21 protein-coding genes and 1 pseudogene are annotated in these 17,904 nt (G+C 57.3%); 9 read left to right on the top strand and 13 right to left on the bottom strand.

What is annotated here, in order from left to right; all coding sequences use genetic code 11:
• Positions 1-93: 93 nt before the first annotated feature.
• Both ACVWZF_RS08235 and rpmB read left to right on the top strand, forming a co-directional pair.
• The gene (locus tag ACVWZF_RS08235) at positions 94-456 is read left to right on the top strand and encodes a hypothetical protein (RefSeq protein ID WP_011432684.1); all 363 of its coding nucleotides are present in this window, start codon (positions 94-96) and stop codon (positions 454-456) included.
• Between the two features lie 24 nt (positions 457-480).
• Complete coding sequence (rpmB, locus tag ACVWZF_RS08240; RefSeq protein ID WP_011431026.1) at positions 481-717, top strand: 50S ribosomal protein L28; 237 nt, start codon at positions 481-483, stop codon at positions 715-717.
• Between the two features lie 39 nt (positions 718-756).
• Here the strand turns inward: rpmB and ACVWZF_RS08245 are convergent, their stop codons facing one another.
• Positions 757-1,485, bottom strand: a complete 729-nt coding sequence (locus ACVWZF_RS08245) for a pentapeptide repeat-containing protein (protein WP_238376916.1) — start codon at positions 1,483-1,485, stop codon at positions 757-759.
• Positions 1,486-1,737: 252 nt separating this feature from the next.
• Between ACVWZF_RS08245 and gshB the strand changes: the two genes are divergently transcribed.
• Positions 1,738-2,685 (top strand): glutathione synthase, encoded by a 948-nt coding sequence (gene gshB, locus ACVWZF_RS08250; protein ID WP_011432682.1) that lies wholly within the window; start codon positions 1,738-1,740, stop codon positions 2,683-2,685.
• Positions 2,686-3,083: 398 nt separating this feature from the next.
• Here gshB and ACVWZF_RS08255 read toward each other — a convergent pair whose 3' ends face one another.
• The 3 genes from ACVWZF_RS08255 to ACVWZF_RS08265 all read right to left on the bottom strand — a co-directional run bounded on the left by ACVWZF_RS08255 (position 3,084) and on the right by ACVWZF_RS08265 (position 5,236).
• Positions 3,084-3,704: a biotin transporter BioY gene (locus tag ACVWZF_RS08255; RefSeq protein WP_011432681.1), complete on the bottom strand. Its 621-nt coding sequence runs from the start codon at positions 3,702-3,704 to the stop codon at positions 3,084-3,086.
• 464 nt (positions 3,705-4,168) lie between these two features.
• Complete coding sequence (locus ACVWZF_RS08260; RefSeq protein WP_011432680.1) at positions 4,169-4,651, bottom strand: ABA4-like family protein; 483 nt, start codon at positions 4,649-4,651, stop codon at positions 4,169-4,171.
• 138 nt (positions 4,652-4,789) lie between these two features.
• Positions 4,790-5,236: a hypothetical protein gene (locus ACVWZF_RS08265; RefSeq protein WP_011432678.1), complete on the bottom strand. Its 447-nt coding sequence runs from the start codon at positions 5,234-5,236 to the stop codon at positions 4,790-4,792.
• Positions 5,237-5,384: 148 nt separating this feature from the next.
• Here ACVWZF_RS08265 and ACVWZF_RS08270 point away from each other — a divergent pair, with 148 nt between their 5' ends.
• On the top strand, positions 5,385-5,648 hold the full coding sequence (locus ACVWZF_RS08270; protein ID WP_011432677.1) for a sulfiredoxin: 264 nt from the start codon (positions 5,385-5,387) through the stop codon (positions 5,646-5,648).
• Here ACVWZF_RS08270 and ACVWZF_RS08275 read toward each other — a convergent pair.
• From ACVWZF_RS08275 to ACVWZF_RS08295, 5 genes are all read right to left on the bottom strand, one after another.
• A complete protein-coding gene (locus ACVWZF_RS08275) occupies positions 5,634-6,323 on the bottom strand; it encodes a response regulator transcription factor (RefSeq protein WP_011432676.1) in 690 nt (229 codons plus the stop codon). The genes ACVWZF_RS08270 and ACVWZF_RS08275 overlap by 15 nt on opposite strands.
• A 167-nt stretch (positions 6,324-6,490) precedes the next feature.
• Positions 6,491-7,732, bottom strand: a complete 1,242-nt coding sequence (locus ACVWZF_RS08280) for an RNA-guided endonuclease InsQ/TnpB family protein (RefSeq protein ID WP_457411264.1) — start codon at positions 7,730-7,732, stop codon at positions 6,491-6,493.
• 94 nt (positions 7,733-7,826) lie between these two features.
• Positions 7,827-8,615 (bottom strand): ABC transporter permease, encoded by a 789-nt coding sequence (locus ACVWZF_RS08285; protein ID WP_457411254.1) that lies wholly within the window; start codon positions 8,613-8,615, stop codon positions 7,827-7,829.
• Positions 8,612-9,394: a uroporphyrinogen-III C-methyltransferase gene (gene cobA, locus ACVWZF_RS08290; protein ID WP_011432673.1), complete on the bottom strand. Its 783-nt coding sequence runs from the start codon at positions 9,392-9,394 to the stop codon at positions 8,612-8,614. The genes ACVWZF_RS08285 and cobA overlap by 4 nt, the downstream gene beginning before the upstream one ends.
• 64 nt (positions 9,395-9,458) lie before the next feature.
• A complete protein-coding gene (locus tag ACVWZF_RS08295) occupies positions 9,459-10,253 on the bottom strand; it encodes a sirohydrochlorin chelatase (RefSeq protein WP_011432672.1) in 795 nt (264 codons plus the stop codon).
• Positions 10,254-10,395: 142 nt separating this feature from the next.
• Here ACVWZF_RS08295 and ACVWZF_RS08300 point away from each other — a divergent pair, with 142 nt between their 5' ends.
• The 5 genes and pseudogenes from ACVWZF_RS08300 to ACVWZF_RS08320 all read left to right on the top strand — a co-directional run bounded on the left by ACVWZF_RS08300 (position 10,396) and on the right by ACVWZF_RS08320 (position 14,384).
• Positions 10,396-11,349: an asparaginase gene (locus ACVWZF_RS08300; protein WP_011432671.1), complete on the top strand. Its 954-nt coding sequence runs from the start codon at positions 10,396-10,398 to the stop codon at positions 11,347-11,349.
• Positions 11,350-11,923: 574 nt separating this feature from the next.
• A complete protein-coding gene (locus ACVWZF_RS08305) occupies positions 11,924-12,193 on the top strand; it encodes a hypothetical protein (RefSeq protein ID WP_238376915.1) in 270 nt (89 codons plus the stop codon).
• Positions 12,190-13,140: a hypothetical protein gene (locus ACVWZF_RS08310; RefSeq protein ID WP_011432669.1), complete on the top strand. Its 951-nt coding sequence runs from the start codon at positions 12,190-12,192 to the stop codon at positions 13,138-13,140. The genes ACVWZF_RS08305 and ACVWZF_RS08310 overlap by 4 nt, the downstream gene beginning before the upstream one ends.
• A pseudogene (locus ACVWZF_RS08315) lies at positions 13,137-13,400 on the top strand (BREX system ATP-binding domain-containing protein); the annotation flags it as partial. The gene ACVWZF_RS08310 and the pseudogene ACVWZF_RS08315, both read left to right, overlap by 4 nt.
• A gap of 63 nt (positions 13,401-13,463) precedes the next feature.
• Positions 13,464-14,384: an ATP-binding protein gene (locus tag ACVWZF_RS08320; protein WP_238376913.1), complete on the top strand. Its 921-nt coding sequence runs from the start codon at positions 13,464-13,466 to the stop codon at positions 14,382-14,384.
• Positions 14,385-14,417: 33 nt separating this feature from the next.
• On the opposite strand, the gene ACVWZF_RS08325 is transcribed toward ACVWZF_RS08320, so the two are convergent.
• The 4 genes from ACVWZF_RS08325 to ACVWZF_RS08340 all read right to left on the bottom strand — a co-directional run bounded on the left by ACVWZF_RS08325 (position 14,418) and on the right by ACVWZF_RS08340 (position 17,893).
• Entirely contained in the window at positions 14,418-15,098 is a 681-nt protein-coding gene (locus tag ACVWZF_RS08325; RefSeq protein WP_011432666.1) for a DUF3318 domain-containing protein, read from the bottom strand.
• A gap of 324 nt (positions 15,099-15,422) precedes the next feature.
• Positions 15,423-16,181, bottom strand: a complete 759-nt coding sequence (locus ACVWZF_RS08330; protein ID WP_011432665.1) for a hypothetical protein — start codon at positions 16,179-16,181, stop codon at positions 15,423-15,425.
• A 66-nt stretch (positions 16,182-16,247) separates the two neighbouring features.
• Complete coding sequence (gene purE / locus ACVWZF_RS08335; protein WP_011432664.1) at positions 16,248-16,787, bottom strand: 5-(carboxyamino)imidazole ribonucleotide mutase; 540 nt, start codon at positions 16,785-16,787, stop codon at positions 16,248-16,250.
• Between the two features lie 14 nt (positions 16,788-16,801).
• Complete coding sequence (locus tag ACVWZF_RS08340) at positions 16,802-17,893, bottom strand: L-threonylcarbamoyladenylate synthase (RefSeq protein WP_457411255.1); 1,092 nt, start codon at positions 17,891-17,893, stop codon at positions 16,802-16,804.
• Positions 17,894-17,904: the final 11 nt, after the last annotated feature.

Raw genomic sequence — 17,904 nt, forward strand, 5'->3', positions numbered from 1 at the left:
TAGAGTACTCTTGAGCGCAATTTTGCCGGTTCGCCTTTGGCTGCAGGAGCCGAAAACTTAATGGTAGGATAACCGTGGTGGCTTGCCTGTTCTATGGCTCGATACTCTTGCGTTACCCAGCTTGTGGGCTCAGCCGAGCAGCTCAGCGAGTCGATCCGCGCTGTTTTGGAGCGCTGCCAACTCAATATCCTCCACAACAGCCTTGATTATTGGGTGGCCGGCGAGCCTCCCGGAAAAAATCCCCACACCAAACTGGTGACGGTGGAAGTGTTTGTGGATCGCACCCGTCAGGCTGCCGACGGCTCTGTACAGGTGACCTGCATTGCCAAAAACGAAGAGCTGCCCCTCAGAAGCGTTAACCACTGCCAACAAACCTTTGACCGACTGAAGGCAGAGCTAGCCCAGTTGCAAAGTCAACTTCAGCTTGCTGCCCAACAAAAAGATGCCTTACGATAGCTAGGCTGAGTTTGCTTTGATCCCATGGCGCGTCGCTGCCAACTAACCAACAAGAAACGCAACAACGCTTTTGCCATCTCCCACTCCCACCGGCGCACCAAGCGCCTGCAGGAAGTCAATTTGCAGTGGAAGCGCATCTGGTGGGAAGAGGGTAAGCGGTTTGTTCGTCTGCGCCTTTCCACCAAAGCCTTGAAGACTCTCAAGGCCAAGGGTATAGGAGCCATGGCCCGGGAAGCCGGGATCGACCTCAACCAGTTTTGAGTTTTCTCTTTAGCCCGGTTGTCCTTGACGGCTCCAACCTCACAGCAAGCCAAAAAGCTTACGCGACTTGGGTTGCAATCCCGCCAGCAAGGTGTTGAGGGTATCCCGTTGGGTAAGCTCGTTGGTGCCGCTGGCCCGCTCGATTAAGAGCTTGCGCGTCTCATCGGAGAGCTTGGCATCGGTAAAATCGGCTCCACTGAAGAGCGTATCTTCAATCTGAGCGTCCCGTAGGTTGGCCCCCACCAAAATGGCTTGTTCTAGGTTGGCAAACTGAAGCTGGCAACTCACCAAGGCAGCCTGGGAGAGGTTGCAGCGAGATAGGTTGGCCTGGCGGAAGTCGGCGGCAAAAAAGTTCCCCTCCGCCAGATTAGCAGCCACCAAGCTGGCTTCGCGAAAGATGGAATGGCTGAAACGGCCCCCCTGAAAGCTGCTTTTGTCCAGTTTGGCGGCGGTAAAGTTGCTGTAGTCCCCCAGAGCCTGGCTAAAGCTGGATCCCCGTAGATCTGAGGCGGTAAAATTGGCCCGCTCTAGCTCAGCGCGGCGAAAGTTGCACAGACGTAGGTCGGCTTGCTGCAGGCTGATCGAGCGCAGGTTAGCCCGCGTCAAATTGGATTTGGGCATCTGAATGCGGTCGAACAAGCCCCGCGAGAGGTAGGCATTCTCCAGGTTGGCACCCACCAGGGAGCGCCCCTCACGCAAGGCTTCCAGCAAGTCCCGCGTGGTTTCAATGCGAACCGGCTCTGAGGGTTGAGAAGGGGGAGCACTCACGGATGGAGCATTCCTCACAGTTAGGCCAGAAACCCGGCCAACCCAGCCGTAAACTGGGGGCCAACAGGGATCCCACCTATCAAGCTAACGTTTGCGCCGCCTGCCGAGGTTAAGAGGATGTTAAAAAGACAACCCTGCATCGAGCTTTCCAGAGGGGGCCTTCTCTTGTGGAAACAGCCTACCGGGGGAGAGCCATCGGCTCCGATTTGTTGCATACTCGGGGCAGCCTTTCGTCAGTGAACCACACCTCCCATGCAGGTAGCTTTTATTGTCGATCCATTGCCTCAGTTGCAGGTGGGCCATGACACCAGCATTGCCCTGATGGAAGCTCTGCAGAAACGGGGACACCGCATTTTCTGCCTGGGCCTGGCGGATCTCTACTGGGATCAAGGGGAAACTTGGGGATCCCTTGAGGAAATCCGGTTGGATCTGCAAGCGGATCCCTGGTATGAGGTCAAAGACCGGCAACTGCTGCCCCTGAGCCAAATGCAGGCGGTGTGGATGCGCAAGGATCCGCCGGTAGATGCGGCCTATCTCTATGCCACTTACCTTTTGGATCGTCTCTCTCCCAGCCGCACACTGGTGCTCAATCATCCTGCCGGGATCCGCTCGGCCAACGAAAAGCTCTATGCCCTGCAATTTCAAGAGTGGATCCCGCGCACCCGCGTCAGCAGCAACAAGCGTCTGCTGCGTCAGTTCGTCGAACAGGAAGGACAGGCGGTGCTCAAGCCCTTGGGTGGCAAAGGTGGGGAAGGGATCCTGAGGGTCAATGCCGGGGATCCAAACCTCAACTCGTTGATTGAAATGAGCACCCAATTTGGTCGGCTGCCTGTGATGGTGCAGGAGTATTTGCCACAGGCGGCCGCAGGAGATAAACGCATTTTGTTGCTGGAAGGAGAACCTTTGGGCGCCGTCAATCGGATCCCTGGAGAGGGCGATTTTCGGGGCAATGTTGCTGCCGGCGGTCGAGTGGAAAAAACCAAGATTACCGAAAAAGAACGGGCTCTCTGCGGGGCTTTGGCACCGGTGCTCAGGCAGGAGAAGCTGTATTTTGTCGGGATTGATGTTATCGGGGAACGACTAACCGAAGTGAACGTGACCAGCCCAACAATGCTGCGAGAACTCTGTCAGTTGGAAGGAGTTGACCTGGCAGATCAAGTGGCTCAGTGGCTGGAAAAGAAGGTGCCCGTCAAGGGCTGAATGACTACCCACCAGGATGTTTCTGGGATCCGGCGCGTCTGTTGCCTGACGGGGTTCCCGTCTATTTAGGGAGTCTATAGAGATCAAATTATAGCTTGGAATGACCATAGTAGGTTGAGTTCAACTTTTTCCGGTCGGCAGATAGAAAATAAAAAGCCCCACAAGGGGGCTCTGCCGCGACCAGTCAGCGACTTATAAAACTCTAGAGCAATGTAAAGAAAAGCTCCATGAATAGGCCGTATTGAACATCGCATTGAGCACAGTTTTTAGAATCTCAGAAAAAAGGCCAAATCCTCGGAGCTGTTATCTTTTTTTTAGATTTTCCGACCCGAGGCTAATCCCAGGCCCCTTCTGCTTTGCCGGAGCGGTCTTTAGAGTTGCTGCTCTTGCCCAGTGGGTTACGAGTCAGCCGGTGGCCTTTCCCGTCCCACCCAGCGCCAGATGGTGGGCAGCAGCACTGCCGCCAGTCCGCACTTCACCAAGTCTCCTGGGATAAAAGGGAAGACCCCTTTGTTGAGGACGGCCAAGATCGAGGTGGGCTCAACATTCTGGTTCAGCCACACCCCCAGCCAAGTGGCTCCCAGCAAAAAAATCAGAGCTGAGCAGGATAACATCGCCAGCGCCATCTTCCAGGGGTTGCGATCCACGCCCCAGCGCTCCACCAACCAGCCCATCAGCCCCGCAGCTAGGGGAAAAGCCAATAGGTAGCCCCCCGTCGCCCCCGCCAAGTGGCCAAGCCCGGATCCGCCACCGCTGAAGAAGGGCAATCCCAGGATCCCTTCCAGCAGGTACACCAGCAACGTGAGAAAGCCCAGCCGTGCCCCAAAGCCTGCCCCCACCAGCATCACCCCAAAGGTTTGCCCGGTAATCGGTACCGGCGTGAAGGGCAGAGGGATCCGCACCTGAGCCAGGGCAGCTACGAACAAACTTCCCCCCAGAACCAGCAGGAGATCCCGAGTTCGGGAAGGGCGAGGCAGAACAGTTTGCGCCAAGGGTGTGTGAACAAAGGTAGCAGTCATGAGAGGTTTGCACTCCTGTTTACCCGAAGACTGAGCTTAAGGCCCCGTCCCATCGCTGCGCGGAAGCAAGCCAGTAGGGCGGGGAGTATGTCAGGGTTTCAGAATACAAGAATTCGGTTACCGAAAAACTGGGTTTGAAGCCCCGCCCTTTAAAGCGGCTTTGTGCTACGCTGCCTGCAGTGCCAGGGTAGTCAGCCGCTCTCGCCCACAGCAGCACAGGGCGCATTGTTCGCGTAAACGGGCTGTAGGCCCTAAACCCGACAGCCTGACGGTTGGATCCGACCTCAGTGGGTTTTGTGGTTGTTGTTTACAACGGCACCTAAAGGCACTCGGGAACCACCCTGTGTGCTGGCGAGTACGTAGCGCTGGGGAGCTGCGTGGCAGCAACGTTGAGGTCGAGGATGATCCCACGCTGCTCATTTTGCACCCTGTGCATCGGAAAGAGCTATAAAGCCAAGCAGGGGCTAGATGGATTCTTGCGGCACTTCTGAGCCTTTTTCAGGTTGAGCAACACTGGGCCGGTTCTGGCGAGTTGCTTGTACAATCGCCACCGTAAGCAAATGGGAGAGCAGACCCACAGGCCCAGCAAACAAGCACAAAATCAGGGAATGGGTTGTCCATACTCGCTTATCCCACCCTTCCAAGAAGATCCAGCGGCCCACAAACAAATCCATGACGATGTAGTGGACCCATCCCGTCGCCATAACAGAGGGTTGACTGAATAGGCCAGTTAAGCTGGTCAGAGACAGTTGAGGGTTGGAAAATTCCTTGAGAACATCGGCATTAAACCCGGTGACCAAAAGATACAAATAAACCGCCGCCAAAAGAGCGATGGGCAAAAGCGATTCCATCACTTTGCGGGTTACCTTCCAACCCGGCAGCAGAATCATCAAGGCCCAAAAGGGCAGAGCAAACCAGTTAGCCCCGTTAAAGATCATCTCCAGCATGCTTGGCAGCCCCCAACGCTACCTGTCTATTATCGGCCCAATGCCCCCTGGGGATCCCTGCAGTGGTGGGTAGGAATGGATAGGAGCTATTCCTGACTTGCCCTGAAGTTTTTTCTGGAGCCAGAGGGATCCCGGTCGCTATTCCGGTTGGCGGAGCCTAGCAGTCGCAATGGAGCTGACCGCACGGCCACTGTCGGTGGTGGCAGCAATGCAGGAAATCCGGGATCCAGTGTCGGTCATGGCCCAGAAGCTGCTGATGCTTTTGGCCGTAGAGGTGGGTTGAGCTGGGCCGATGGGGGATTCTACTGCCTGGGAGTCTGGGGATTTTTCCTGAGCAGGGATCCACACCACAGGTTCCTCACCCCGTTGGGCTACTGCAACTTTTGGGGCGGGATGTTCTGGGGTGGGCTCAGGGGCTTCTTCTCTGCGGGTAGCCTTCGCAGCAGCGGCCTTCTGAAGAGAGGGCTGCTGAACCGGCCTCTTGCCAAGGGGCGGTCGTGGGGCCTTGCGTGGCGCGGCAGCGGGGGGTGCAGGGGGGGCTTGGCCGGCGATCTTTCCCCATAAGGCTTTGAGGAGTTGCCACATGGCTGGGTTGGCTACTGAGGGAGAGAGCAGTGAGGAATGGTGTTATCCTGCCATGCTCTGGCCTGAGAATCCATACCCTCTGCCAGTCTTGATAGAGCAAAGTCATAACGAGTATGATTAAGTAGCTTGCTTAGGGAGAAAGTTCAACATGGCGCAGATTCGCGAGATTCCCCTTGCCCAAATTCGCCGCCCTTTGCCGCGGCAAACGGATCCGGATAAGGTGCAGGCGCTGATGGCTTCCATTGAAGCAGTCGGCCTACAGGAGCCCATTGAGGTTTTGGAAGTGGAAGGGGAGTATTATGGGTTCTCCGGCTGCCATCGCTACGAGGCATTTGTCCGCTTGGGCAAGGAGCGGATCCCCTGCCGGGTGCGAAAAGCGCCACGTGCTGTTTTGAGGCTACACCTGGCCTGAAAGGGATCCCTTCTGGCCCGGCTCCTCTTCGGCGGTGTAGCCCCGTTCGTAGGCAAAACGCACCAGTTGCGAGCGATTTTCCAAAGAAAGCTTGCTGAGGATGTTGGTCAGGTGAGTTTGCACGGTGCGCGGGCTGATGAACAGCTTCTCGCCGATTTGCTTGTTGGTGAAGCCGCGAATGACTTCCCGAAAGACCCGCTCTTCGGCAGGGGTCAGGGGCAATTCGGGTGGGGTGGGGCGGGGGTCCGCTTCGGGTTTTGGCTGGGACTGCTGTTGGATTAGCCGCAAAATTTCCGATTGGGTGCGGCGGGAGCGTTCAATCTGGGCCTCGATTTTGGCCACCAGTTCCAGGGGTTCAAAGGGCTTGATGATGTAGTCATCCGCCCCCCGCTCATAGCCCTGAACTCGGTCATCGATCTCTCCCCGCGAAGAGAGAAAAATGAAGGGGACGAGCTCGCCGCCGCGCTGTTGGCGCAGTTGTCGGCAAAACTCAAAGCCGTCCATTTCCGGCATCACCACATCTGAAACCACCACATCCGGCTGCTCTTGGGCAAACAGACGCAATCCTTCCACACCCGAAGCGCCTGTACAAACCCGATAGCCATGCTGAGTCAGGTGGCGGCTCAGCACCTTCAGGGAGAGGGGATCGTCATCTACGACCAGTACACGCTTCATGAGGACTCGAGGAGGCTGTTAGGGAAAAGGGTAAAGCGCTATTCACCTGTTATCTGTCGCTATTTTAGGGAGACGGACAGGATTCGTCATTTGGCTGGGGTGCCTTGACCCATAATAGTGGTTTCAAGGGTGGCCTGGTTGAAAGGTAAACTACCCGGCTCCGACCGCTAAGCGGTACGGAGCGGGCTTTCAGTAGCCCTGAGCCTGTTCTGCTCTACCAGAGAACAAAACAAGCCCGGACCTCTAGGCTGGTTTACGGCAGCCCCCAAGAGCGCAATCACATTCGCACCATTCAAATCCGCATCCCCTTCCCATCCACAGTGCCCACACTTGAACGACTTGCCACTGCGGTAGGATTGCGCAGGGTCGGGATGGATGTGCAAACACTTGTGGCAGGTCTGCGACGTGTAGGCGGGCGGCACAAGAATCAGAGAAACCCCTGCAACCCTCGCCTTGTATTCCAGAAATTGACGTAGTTGGTAGAACGCCCAACTGTTGGTCCTACGCCGCTCGGCTTTGCTGCGTGGCTGTTGATTGACCCTTTCCCGGATCCCTGTCAGGTCTTCCAGAGCAATAGCGCTGTTGGTAGCTTTTGCCCTAGAGACAATAGCTTTGGAGATGCGATGATTGACCCACGTTTTTGCTACGCAACGCTGACGCGACTGAAAGCGTCTCTCCTTGCCAGACAGCCGTTGCAACAGTTCTCTGCATCTGCGCCGCGAACTGCGTGTGCCCTTACTGGCTTTGCGTTGGAGTGCCGCCCTCAACCGGGAGTAGTGGTCGCGGACTCTGTTCAACTGCTGTCCATTCCAGTTGTCCCCGTCTGACGTATGGGCAATATCTGTCCTTCCCAAGTCCACCCCGATCACCTTGTCGGTATCTTGTTGCTTGGGTGGTTTTTTCTCTACGCAAATCTGGATGTAGTAGGAGCCATCCTTCCGCTGGACTAGGGTGGCCGATTTGGGGTTAGAGCCAGCCAGCATTCCCCTCTGGTAGTTACCAATGGCTAGCTCAAAGCGTTCTCTCCCTTCAACCGTGGTCAGCGACACCGTCCAGTCTTTCTCGCGGAATGAAAAGATACGTGCGTCGTAGGTAACGAACCTACGCTTGAACTCTTTAACCGGACGGTTGCGCTGTCTCGCCACTTTGCGGGAACCCGCTACCCGTCTGCACACCTGTTGGTCGCGTAAGCGGGACGTAGTCCTTGCCAAGTTACTGGACAAGCCGAACCGGGCTCGAATCTCGTAGTAGCAAAGGGATTGCAGTTTGACCGCGTTGACGATCTTCTCCGGCGTGTTCTGGTTGACCCAGTTCAAGGCTTGGCCAAAAGCCTCCATCGTCGCGTCCAATTTGGCGGCTTGCGACTGGGACGCCTTGAGCTTACAGGAGACGGTCAGGACTTGGCTCATAAGTTCATTGTACTTCATCAAAGCGCATTCCTCCCGGCACTGACCCTACGGGTACAGTGCGGGGCTCCTGCGATTTCTAGCTGAACCTGGCCCTCTAAGCTCCCATTCCCGAGTACTGTTGCAAGCCTTTGCGCCACAACCAGCGGTTAGCCAGCCAGAGCAGGCCCGTCCAGGCCAGGCCCAGGCCAAAACCGCGCAGAATGTCCACCGGGATCCCTGCCCAGAGGCTGGCGGGAAAATGCACCAGGTAGGGGAAGGGTGTCCAGGCCAAGACCTGGCGCACGGGTGGTGGGAACACCTCCAGAGGAGCGATCACCCCCGAGAAAAACAAGTACACCAAAAAATGGAACTGCTCCAAGGCCGTCACCCGTTCCACCCAAAAGGCCAGCAGCGCCAGGGTGTACTGCATGAGAAAGCGCAGGGCAAAAGCCAGGAGAATGGCCAGGGATCCCAGCCCCGCCTGGGCCCAAGAGGGGATCCAAAAGGCACGGGGGTAGAGGACGAAGAAAAGGGCGATTAAAACCAGGGTAAAGGGGAGACGGGCCAAGCGCTCCATCAGGTGGCTGGCCACATGGTGCCAAGCGGGATCCAGAGGCTGCAACAGGCGAGGAGATAATTTGCCTTCGACCACCTCTCGCTCAAAGTCCCAGATGACCCAGACGATGGTGAACTGGCGCACCAGGAACACCGCCAGAAAGTAGCGGATGAACTCCAGAGCAGACAGCGAGAAGTCTCCTGAGCGGGCTGCCTCGCTCCACACCCCAATCATGATCAGGGGCAGGGATCCGGCCAACACCCACAGGATCAGCTCGGCCCGGTACTCCAGCATGTAGGCGTAGTAGGCGGAGAAGAGGGCACCCAACTTGCGAAAGAAGGCGTTCATGGAGATTCCGGTTGCGCAAGCGCTGCGGAGCAATACGAGACTGGCGGACGCAAAGTGGGCAACAAGCTGGCCAGGCTGACCACCGCTCCCACCACAACAATTGAAGGCGGTGCTACGGGCGAGGGCTGCCCAGCCAGAGTCTGCAGGCGGAGCAGATGAATCTCTTGCTCAGGGGTGGTGCCCCAGCGGATCAGGGCAACCGGGGTGTCGGGAGCTTTCCCTCCGGCCAACAATTCAGCGGCAATGTGGCTGAGGTTGTGCATGCCCATGTAGATCACCAGGGTTTCCACCGCCCCGGCCAAAGCCCGCCAATTGACCTGAGGGCGGTATTTCCCTGCCGCCTCATGTCCGGTAACAAAAGCAACTGAGGAGCTGAGGTCGCGATGGGTGAGAGGGATCCCGGCATAGGCGCTGGCGGCAATGCCCGCCGTAATTCCCGGCACCACCTCCACTGGGATCCCGGCCTGCACCAGAGCCAACATCTCCTCGCCGCCTCGCCCAAAGATGAAGGGATCCCCCCCTTTGAGCCGCACCACCACGGCTGCCGTCCGAGCTTTCTCCATCAGCAAGGCTGTGATCTGCTCCTGGGGCAAGGTGTGAGCGCCGCAGTGTTTGCCAGCATAGATCCGTTCTGCCGTCGGCGGGATCAGCTCCAGGATGGAGGATCCCACCAGAGCATCGTAGATGACCACATCCGCGTGGGCGAGTAGCGCCTTTCCCTTCACCGTCAGCAGCCCTGGATCCCCAGGCCCTGCCCCCACCAAATACACTTTGCCCATCTCAAGTCCTGGTCGCGTCATTGCTGTTGGAAATATCCATTTTGAGGGAACGGGAAAGATTCGGCTATTCCAGCGCCGGGCTAAAAGCCTGGAGTGTCTCCACAATGGCCTGCATCAGTTGAGGATCCCGCCAGAGGGGCGGCTCCACCTGGATTTGGAGCAGAGGCCATTCCCGCTGTAATCGCTGAGCCTGTTCTTGTAGGGCGCGCAGCAGACCGCCTGGAAAGAGAAAAAACGGCAGCACCCGTAGACGGCACTGGCTAAGGCGCAAGCAATGGATCACGACCGCTTCTAAGGTGGGGGACTGGGCAGCAAAAGCCACATGCAAGGGGATCTCGGGCAAGCGCCGTTGCACAGTTTGGATCCCGGCTTGGAGCTGGGCGGCAAACCCCGGCAGACGGCTGCCATGGCCAAGCACAATCCAGGCATCTGCCCGTTCGCCGGATTGCCTGAGCGTTGCAGAGCAAGAGGGCTGTGGAGCCAGAATGCGAGCCACCAACAGATCCAGGAGGGCCGGGTGCTGGCCAATGGGGGGTGTTAACCGGATGGGCAGGCGCGGCCAGCGAGCTTGAACCTGCTTCACCGCAGCCGGTAAATCCTCTTCCACATGGGATCCCTCGCCCATAAACAGCGACAGCAGCACCACTTGATCGGGAGATCGGCCTGCGCCCAGCCAAGCTGCCAGCCGTCCTTGAATCTGTTCGGCCAGGGTGAGAGGCTGACCTTCCAACTGGGCCAGCTCCACCGGCTGGGGAGCCAGCTGCTGCTGCACCCGGGCCAACAAATCTGCCAAAGCCTGCTGATAATCGGGATCCCGGCTGCCGTGACAGACCAAAAACACCAGGGGATTGGAGGACATGGCAGAGGTCAGGGATCCGAGCGGAAGGGTTCCATTTTGCTACTTTAGGGGATCCCGCCAACTTCTCGCGTAGGATCTGCGCGTATGATTTGAAGAGTACACATCCTCTTTCCCAGCTTCGTCAGCCCTTTCCCAGGTTTTCATGTCATTTGAGAATCGTTCCACCGCCCCTGAACTCTTAATCCATGTCTTGCGGGAGGGGTTGACCGAATCTATCCATCATTGCCAAGCTGTCGTGGCCGATAGCCGCGGGCGTTCTCTGGCCATGGCCGGCAACAGCACCACCCCTGTTTTTGCCCGTTCTGCCCTCAAACCTTTCCAAGCACTGGCCATGCTCTCCACCGGCATCCGCGAGCGCTACCGCCTCAGCGAGAAAGATATTGCCATCATGTGCGGATCCCATCAGGGCACCACGGCTCATGCGCGGCAGGTGTTCAGCATACTGTGGCGGGCCGATCTGTCTCCCGATTTGCTGGTCTGCCCCACCCCACCCGGCAAGCCCAGCCCCCTGTGCCACAACTGCTCCGGCAAACATGCTGGCATGCTCGTGGCCAGCCGCGCCCAAAACTGGACCTTGTCGGACTATGCCCAGCGGCAGCATCCGGTGCAAGCGCTGGTGCGGGCCAAGTTGGCGGATTTGCTGCAAATGCCCTCGGAGGAGTTTTTGTTTGCGCGGGATGACTGTGGGGTGCCCACCTACCAATTGCAACTGAACCACCTGGCTTCTCTATTCGCCCAACTGACCGCCGGCGAGCGGCCCGACTTGGAATCGGTAGCACGGGCCATGACCCATCACCCGGAGATGGTGGCTGGACAGGGGTGTTTCGACACGGAATTGATGCGGGCCACTCAAGGGGATCTGGTGAGCAAATCGGGTGCTGAAGGGATCCAGTGCATTGGCCGGGTGGGGGAAGGCATGGGCCTGGCCATCAAGGTCCAGGATGGAGCCGCCCGGGCCAAGTATGCCCTGGCTTTGCACCTGCTGCAGCGTATGGGCTGGATTCAGCCTGCTGCTGCTGAAATGCTAGGGGAGCGCTTCCTCTCCATTGGCCCTTACACCCGCCTTGAGGTGGAAGGGGAACTGCGTATGCCTTGAAGAGCCGGAGGTGGGAAGGCCTTGCACCCAAACTCTTGGTGATGCTAGATTTCTCGAAGAAAAGGCCCAAAAACTAATGATTGAAGCCCTCTTCAAGACTCTTGACGACGAGCTAGGCAAGCTATTTGCCCTGACTAAGAAAGCAAAGGAGACCGCAGGGAAAGCCCAAGTCGCTTGTAAAGGAGGGCAAGTTCCAGCCCTGAGCCGCCAGCTACAAGGCTGTAGCTCTGTCCTCAGCGAGGCTCTTTCCCAGGTGGAGACGGTAAGACAAGCCCTTGAACAAACCCAGCAGGTTTTGGAGAGAACTTCTCTTGAAGAACTTGCTAGCGAGGTAGGAGAACGAGTCGGCCAGCCTTGGCTGCCTACGGAAAGCCCCCATGTCTTTGTAGCTTTCCCCGCCTTAGTGCGCTTTTCCAGGGAGGGAGTGCGCATAGATCGCAAGCTTCTACGCTCTCAACGGCCCAGTGCCATTGCAGAGAAGATTCTCCGAGCAAGAATGACCAAAGGGAAAGAAACTAATCCAGAGGTAGTTCTTGAACGCATCTGGAAAGCGGCAAAAATTGCAGCGGGTTACTTGAGAAAGTCAAGCGCAGAGCTGCCTCGTTCTCTTCAAGTACCTGCTCGCGATGTCTTCGAGGTGCTCCACCTCAACAACCCAGACTACACCGAAGTGGAGTTTACGCGGCATCTTTACCTCTTGGATCGAAATGGCACCAACCATGTGGAGGGCTACCGCTTGATCTTCTCCGCGTCTACAGGCACGCGCTCGGGTCGCTACTACCGCATTCGAGACGAAGCTGGGGTGGAGCACGCCTACTATCTTTTGGAGTTTGAGAAGCTATGAGCGAAGAGGGCCAGGGTCGGCTAGAGCCTGATTTGTGGCTGCGCTGTCTGGAAGAAGACTACTTGCGTTCTTTTATCCCTGAAGGTGGTGCCACTGTCAAGCTGGCCGTTGTTCCGAAAGATTCCTACTCTTGGGTGCGGAAAGCGCTGCTGGAAAAGCTTAACCAGTATTCCTTTCATATTTTTGATTTGACAGAGGAGTGCTTAAAGCTGCATTCAGTCGAACAGCTTTGGTTTGCCCTTGCTCAGAGAGTAGATTGGGAGACTTTTGCCAAAGATCTGCGCTTCAACATTCTCCAAAAAATTGGATACCCTCCCAGGCTAGATCTGCAGGACTGCACTTTAGAGCAGTTGGCCGAATTCTATCAGATTGAAGCCCGTGAGATCAAACTAGAGTTTCAGCGGGAAATTAAGAGAGGTATTTTTCTGGATTACTCACTAGCCCTTGACTTTCGCAAAGCCATAGTCCGACTTGTCTACGAACCCCTTCAAAGCCCAGGCACTCTGGAAGGTCTATGCTCTGCAATTCAAGAGTGGCTTAAAGGTACGCTGAGCTCTATCAGCCGGGTGCGTGAAGCGGCTATTTTTCGAAAGATTGACAGGACAAATGCTCGAGGGATTCTACTTTCTTTCTTAAGACTATTTACACGACGATCCGGCTTAGTAGCAGTCCTTGTCAGCTTGCTTCACTACTACGAGCGGACCCCCAGTGGACGCCCTAACTTTACCAGTCGACAAATCCTTGAGCTCTACGAGACTTTGCGTGAGTTTATCGATGCGGAGAGTGAACTAGAAAAAACTGTGTTAATTTTCTTAGCTCCTCCAGAGTTTATTGAATCTGAGCGTCTGTCTTATCATAGATATCGAGCTTTGCAAACTCGAATTGAGAATGAGGTTTCTTCTCTTCAAAAGCCTAATCCATGCACAGCTATGGTGCAGCTTCTATGAATGTAGCGATTGCAGCTAGGCGGGCCATTGAAGCCCTACGAAATGGCGTTCCTAACCGGTTCGCAGTTGCAGAACTTGGCTCTTGGCAGTCTCAGATTGAGGAGGGTTTTCAAGAGCTGTGCAAGGGTGCTAGTTCAGGCCCTGCAGGAATGCTGATAAAGGGGGATTTTGGGACAGGCAAGTCCCATCTTCTACTAACCCTGCAGGAGCGAGCAAGGAAGAATAATTTTGCCACCTCCCTAGTTGTCGTCTCCAAAGAGTTGCCCCTCGGTAACCCCAATCGCCTGATTCCCCGCCTCCTTGCCCAGGTCGAGCTCCCTGACATGGTTGAGCGTGGGATCCAAGGCATGGCAGCCCGGCTACAGGACTCCTCGCCTTCTTTCTCGCCTTCTTTCCAGAAGTTCCAGCTTTGGGTTAACCAGTGGCAGTTTGGGTCAGGCTGGTGGCCGGCCACCTTGGCTCTGTACCAAAGGTTAGGAGGCGATGACGAGAAGCTAGACGCCATTGTCCGCTTTTGGGCTGGTGAGCCCACTCTGAAGTCCTCAGAGGTAAGGCGAAGCCTACGGGATCACGGCTTGGCAGGTGCTTATCCCATTGGCAAGCTACCCCCTGCAGAAAGCCTACACTGGCAGCGCCTGGCCTTCTGTGCCCAGCTATGTCGGGCCATAGGGTTTGGGGGCTTGGTGGTTTTGGTGGATGAGATTGAGCTTATTGCCCAGTACAGTCTTCTTCAGCGGGTCAAGTCGTACCGCGTTCTTGGGCACTTGTTTGGTACAACAACCCTGCCTGAAGAAATAAAGAAAGCTCCGCTGGTTTTCGTAGGAGCAGTAACCCGCGATTTCGAGAGGGTCATTCTACAAGAAAAAGGAGATTGGGAGAAAGCACCTAAGATAGCTCTCCAGAAGCATATGTCTGAGGAAGTTGTAAAGGCCGGCATGGAGGCTATTAGCCAAGCTACCCCTCTCTGTTCCTGCTTAGAAGCCCGCGAGGACATTCAATCCATGTGGCATAGGGTAGCGGATCTCTACCAGAAAGCTTATCCCGATTGGGTACGCCCATCGCTGCCACAGCTTCCTGAGCTCTACAGCACAACCACTGTGCGGTCAATTATTCGCCGCTGGATTACGGAGTGGGATGTGCGTCGGTATTACAGCCCCGATACAGAAATTGTGATTGTAGAAGATGAGGCGATCAAGTCTACCCCAACTGAGGAGCTTCCAGAGTTGGAAGAGGACGAAGAATAAGCCCAGTCAATCCCTAACTAGCTTTGAGAGGCCTCAGCGCTGGAAAGGGTTTTGGAAAGGATTCGGGCTGGAGCTTTGCCCCTTGTTGCGGTACTTGGGGTTGATGGTCAGGGTGCCAGCTCCCAGGCCTCGCTGCGCCAAAAACTCCAGGTTGCGGCGGCGCATGGTGGTGTCGTAGTCATTTTTAACGCGATCTTCCAGCATGGCCACCTGCTGCAGCGCGCTCAGCAAGATAGCAGCAGCTTGCTCGGAGGTGTAGCCATTCTGGGAGGCATAGCGCACGGCAAACTCGTCGGCTGCCACCTGGGCCTTCTGGCCCTTCTCCGCTTTGCGCAACAGAAACACCGCTGACGCGGCCAAGCCTGCTGCTAAGCCAACGCCGAGGTTATCTCCCATCTGCAGCTCTACCAAAATGCCCATGCTGCCGGCCCCGATCAAGGCGGGATACAGCAACAACGCCGACCAGTTATCCCCCAAAGCCAGCTCTGTGGCCATCACCGCTTCTCGCAAGAAGTAGATCTTCTGCTGGTCAGGGCTCAGCTTCTGCCAACGGCTGAGGTCAATGGCGAAGCGAGAGTATTTCTGCCAGGGAAAGCGCCACAACGGCTGCACAACCCGAGACTGGTCGGGGGTGCCGATCTCGATCTGCACTTCAGGGCGGATCTCCACCGGGAGAAACTGGATCAGGCGGTCAAAGTCGGAAATGGTATACATGCTGGCACAGTGCGGCTAAGGGAGCGGCTGGAGAGGATTACCCATAGTAAAAGATTCTAGCCTTCCTTGCAGGCCAGCTCCAAGCAAGCTTTTTGCAATAGGGCTGGCGGCAGAGGGACAAGCCTGAGCCTAGATGGAAAGGGGGTATGCCGCGTAACATACTCCCGACCCTGTAGCTAGCTTCCCGCAGGGTTGCTACGCATACAGCGCGGGGCTTCTCGGCGGTTTAGCTAAACCTGAGGTGAGCAATCTATTTGGCGGATTGCCCAAGGGACTGAATTTATCATCCCAGTCAAACCCTTGAGGACCAAGACAGCCGTTATCTTAGTTTGAAGAGGGATCCCTGCTGGGGTGTTTGAGATTGGTCAAATCGTTGAGGCGGCGCAGGATCCCCCATCCCTGTAGGGCCTCCAGCAGGGCTTCCCGCACAACCGCTACCGTCTCTTGGTCGAGGGCCAACCGCAGATAATCCACCGCCAGCCGGGTTTGCTCGGGATCCAGGTGGGACATTAAGCTCTGCAAGCGGCGAACGCCCGCCAGCCGTCGGAAGGGATCGGGAGAAGCAATGTCGCTGAGGTCGCGCTCCAATTGAGACCGTTGCCGCTCTTGTCGGCCCCTGAGCCACTCCCCAAACAGCAGCGACAACAAGGCTAGAGTGGCCAATCCCTGTAGAATGGCACCGGTGGCCAGCCAGCGTTGGGTGGATTCTGCCCAGATGGAGATGAGGGTGTAGGTGCCCAAGGTGGCGGCTGCTCCCGAACCAATTGCCAGCAAAAGCCAGCGATCCGCCTGCCGAAACCAAGCTTGCCACTCCTGCCAGCGGCGGTTGAACTCAGGGCTGCGCACCCCCTGTAGCCCCAACATCACCAAGGTGCCCACCCCCAGAGAGAGCGCCAGCCGCCCATTCCAGAAGGCCAGCCCTGCCAACGCCAAGGCCGACAGAGCCAAAACCCGCCACTGCGGCCCCGATAGGATCCACAGAGCAACTTGGGATCCCGTCTCCACTGCCCCACGCCCCACCCGCTGCAGATATTCTGGCCAGGATCCCTGGCCGGAAGAAGGGCGACCCGATTGATGCTTCACCGATGGCAACTCCCAAAACTCGGCCCTATCTGGCCCTTTGCAAGCGGCAAGATAGATCAACGCTCCTTAAATTATGCTCTTATGCTTTATAGAGTCGAGGTAGGCTTTCCACCCTTGGGTTTGCAACTGGTCGTTTTTCTCCTGCACCGCCTGTTTTAGGCTTTCCCGATAGGCGATCACCCGCCGGAGCAGATCGGGATCCCCACTGGCTAGGATCTGCACCGCCAACAGACCCGCGTTGTAGCCGTTGCCAATGGCCACCGTGGCCACCGGGATCCCTTTGGGCATTTGCACAATCGAGTATAAGGAGTCGATCCCCTGCAGGGATGGGCTGAGCACCGGCACCCCGATCACCGGCAGAGGGGTGAGGGACGCCACCATCCCCGGCAAATGGGCTGCTCCCCCTGCCCCGGCAATGATGACGCGGATCCCTTGGGTATGGGCGCGGCGGGCAAACTCTACCATCGCCTCGGGAGTGCGATGGGCGCTGAGGATCTGCAATTGGTAAGGGATCCCAAACTCCTCACACACCTGGGCGGCAGGTGCAAGGGTGGGCAAATCGGAATCGCTACCCATTACGATGGCAACGAGGGGGGAGAGTTCCATATCGCTAAGCGACGCTAACGCGAAAGGCTGCTGGCCCGGCGTAGCCGATCCATCATCGCATAGCCCAACCCCGTCGAGATGGGTGGGGGCTCTGCCAGCAGGAGCGTAGCATCTCCCTCATCCAGTCGGCGCAGGCTGGCAAAGAGGGCGCGGGCGGCTGCCTTGGGATCCGAACCCAAACACTCCAAACTGAAAGTGATCCCCGGCCAATGGCGGGAGAGGGTGTTCAGCAGAGCCTGCGGATCCGTGGCAAAGCTGAGGATGCCCAGGTGGGAATGACCGGTTGTCAGGTGCTGCACCTGTTGCCAATCGCCGGGCTGAAGCTGGGCAAAAGGGGTGGGCAAAAGCCGGAGGGGCTTACTGGGGGCATAGTGGCTGCTCAGTCGTCCCGGCGCTTCTGGCGGGCCCGTTGTGCCATCCTTGGGGGCCTGTTCTGGGGGCAACCGGATGGGCAACCCCAGGTGGGCCTCCAGGGCTTCCAGTGGGATCCCTCCTGGGCGCAGCAGCGTTGGGATCCCTTCGGGGCTGAGCTTTAGCACGGTGGACTCCAGGCCCACAGCACACTCTCCCCCATCCAAGATGTAAGGGATCCGCCCTCCCAACTCTGCATAGACGGCCTGGGCTGAGGTGGGGCTGATGCGGCCAAAGCGATTGGCACTGGGGGCAGCCAGAGGGGTTTGCACCGCCTGCAACAAAGCTTGAGCCACCGGGTGAGCAGGCACCCGCAGGGCAACAGTAGGCAACCCGCTGCTCACCAGATCCGGCACGGTGGGACACTTGGGCAGCACCAAGGTTAGGGGCCCCGGCCAGAAGGTGTCGATCAGGGATCCCAGCAGAGCACGGGCGGCGGGAGTAAAAGCCGACACATCCACCAGCCACCCCTGCAGCTGCTCTAGGGTCACCCCAGCCGGCAGATGCAGGATCAGGGGATCGAAGCGGGGGCGCTCCTTGGCGGCAAAAATGTTTGCCACTGCCTGCTCATCCAAGCCATTGCCCGCCAGGCCGTAAACCGTCTCCGTGGGGATGGCCACCAACTGGCCCTGCAGCAAGGCCGCAGCCGCTACGGCAATGTGCTCAGGAGTGGGCGAAAGAATTTCCGTCTGCATCCATAACTCGG

The organism is Thermostichus sp. OS-CIW-30, from assembly GCF_054060215.1.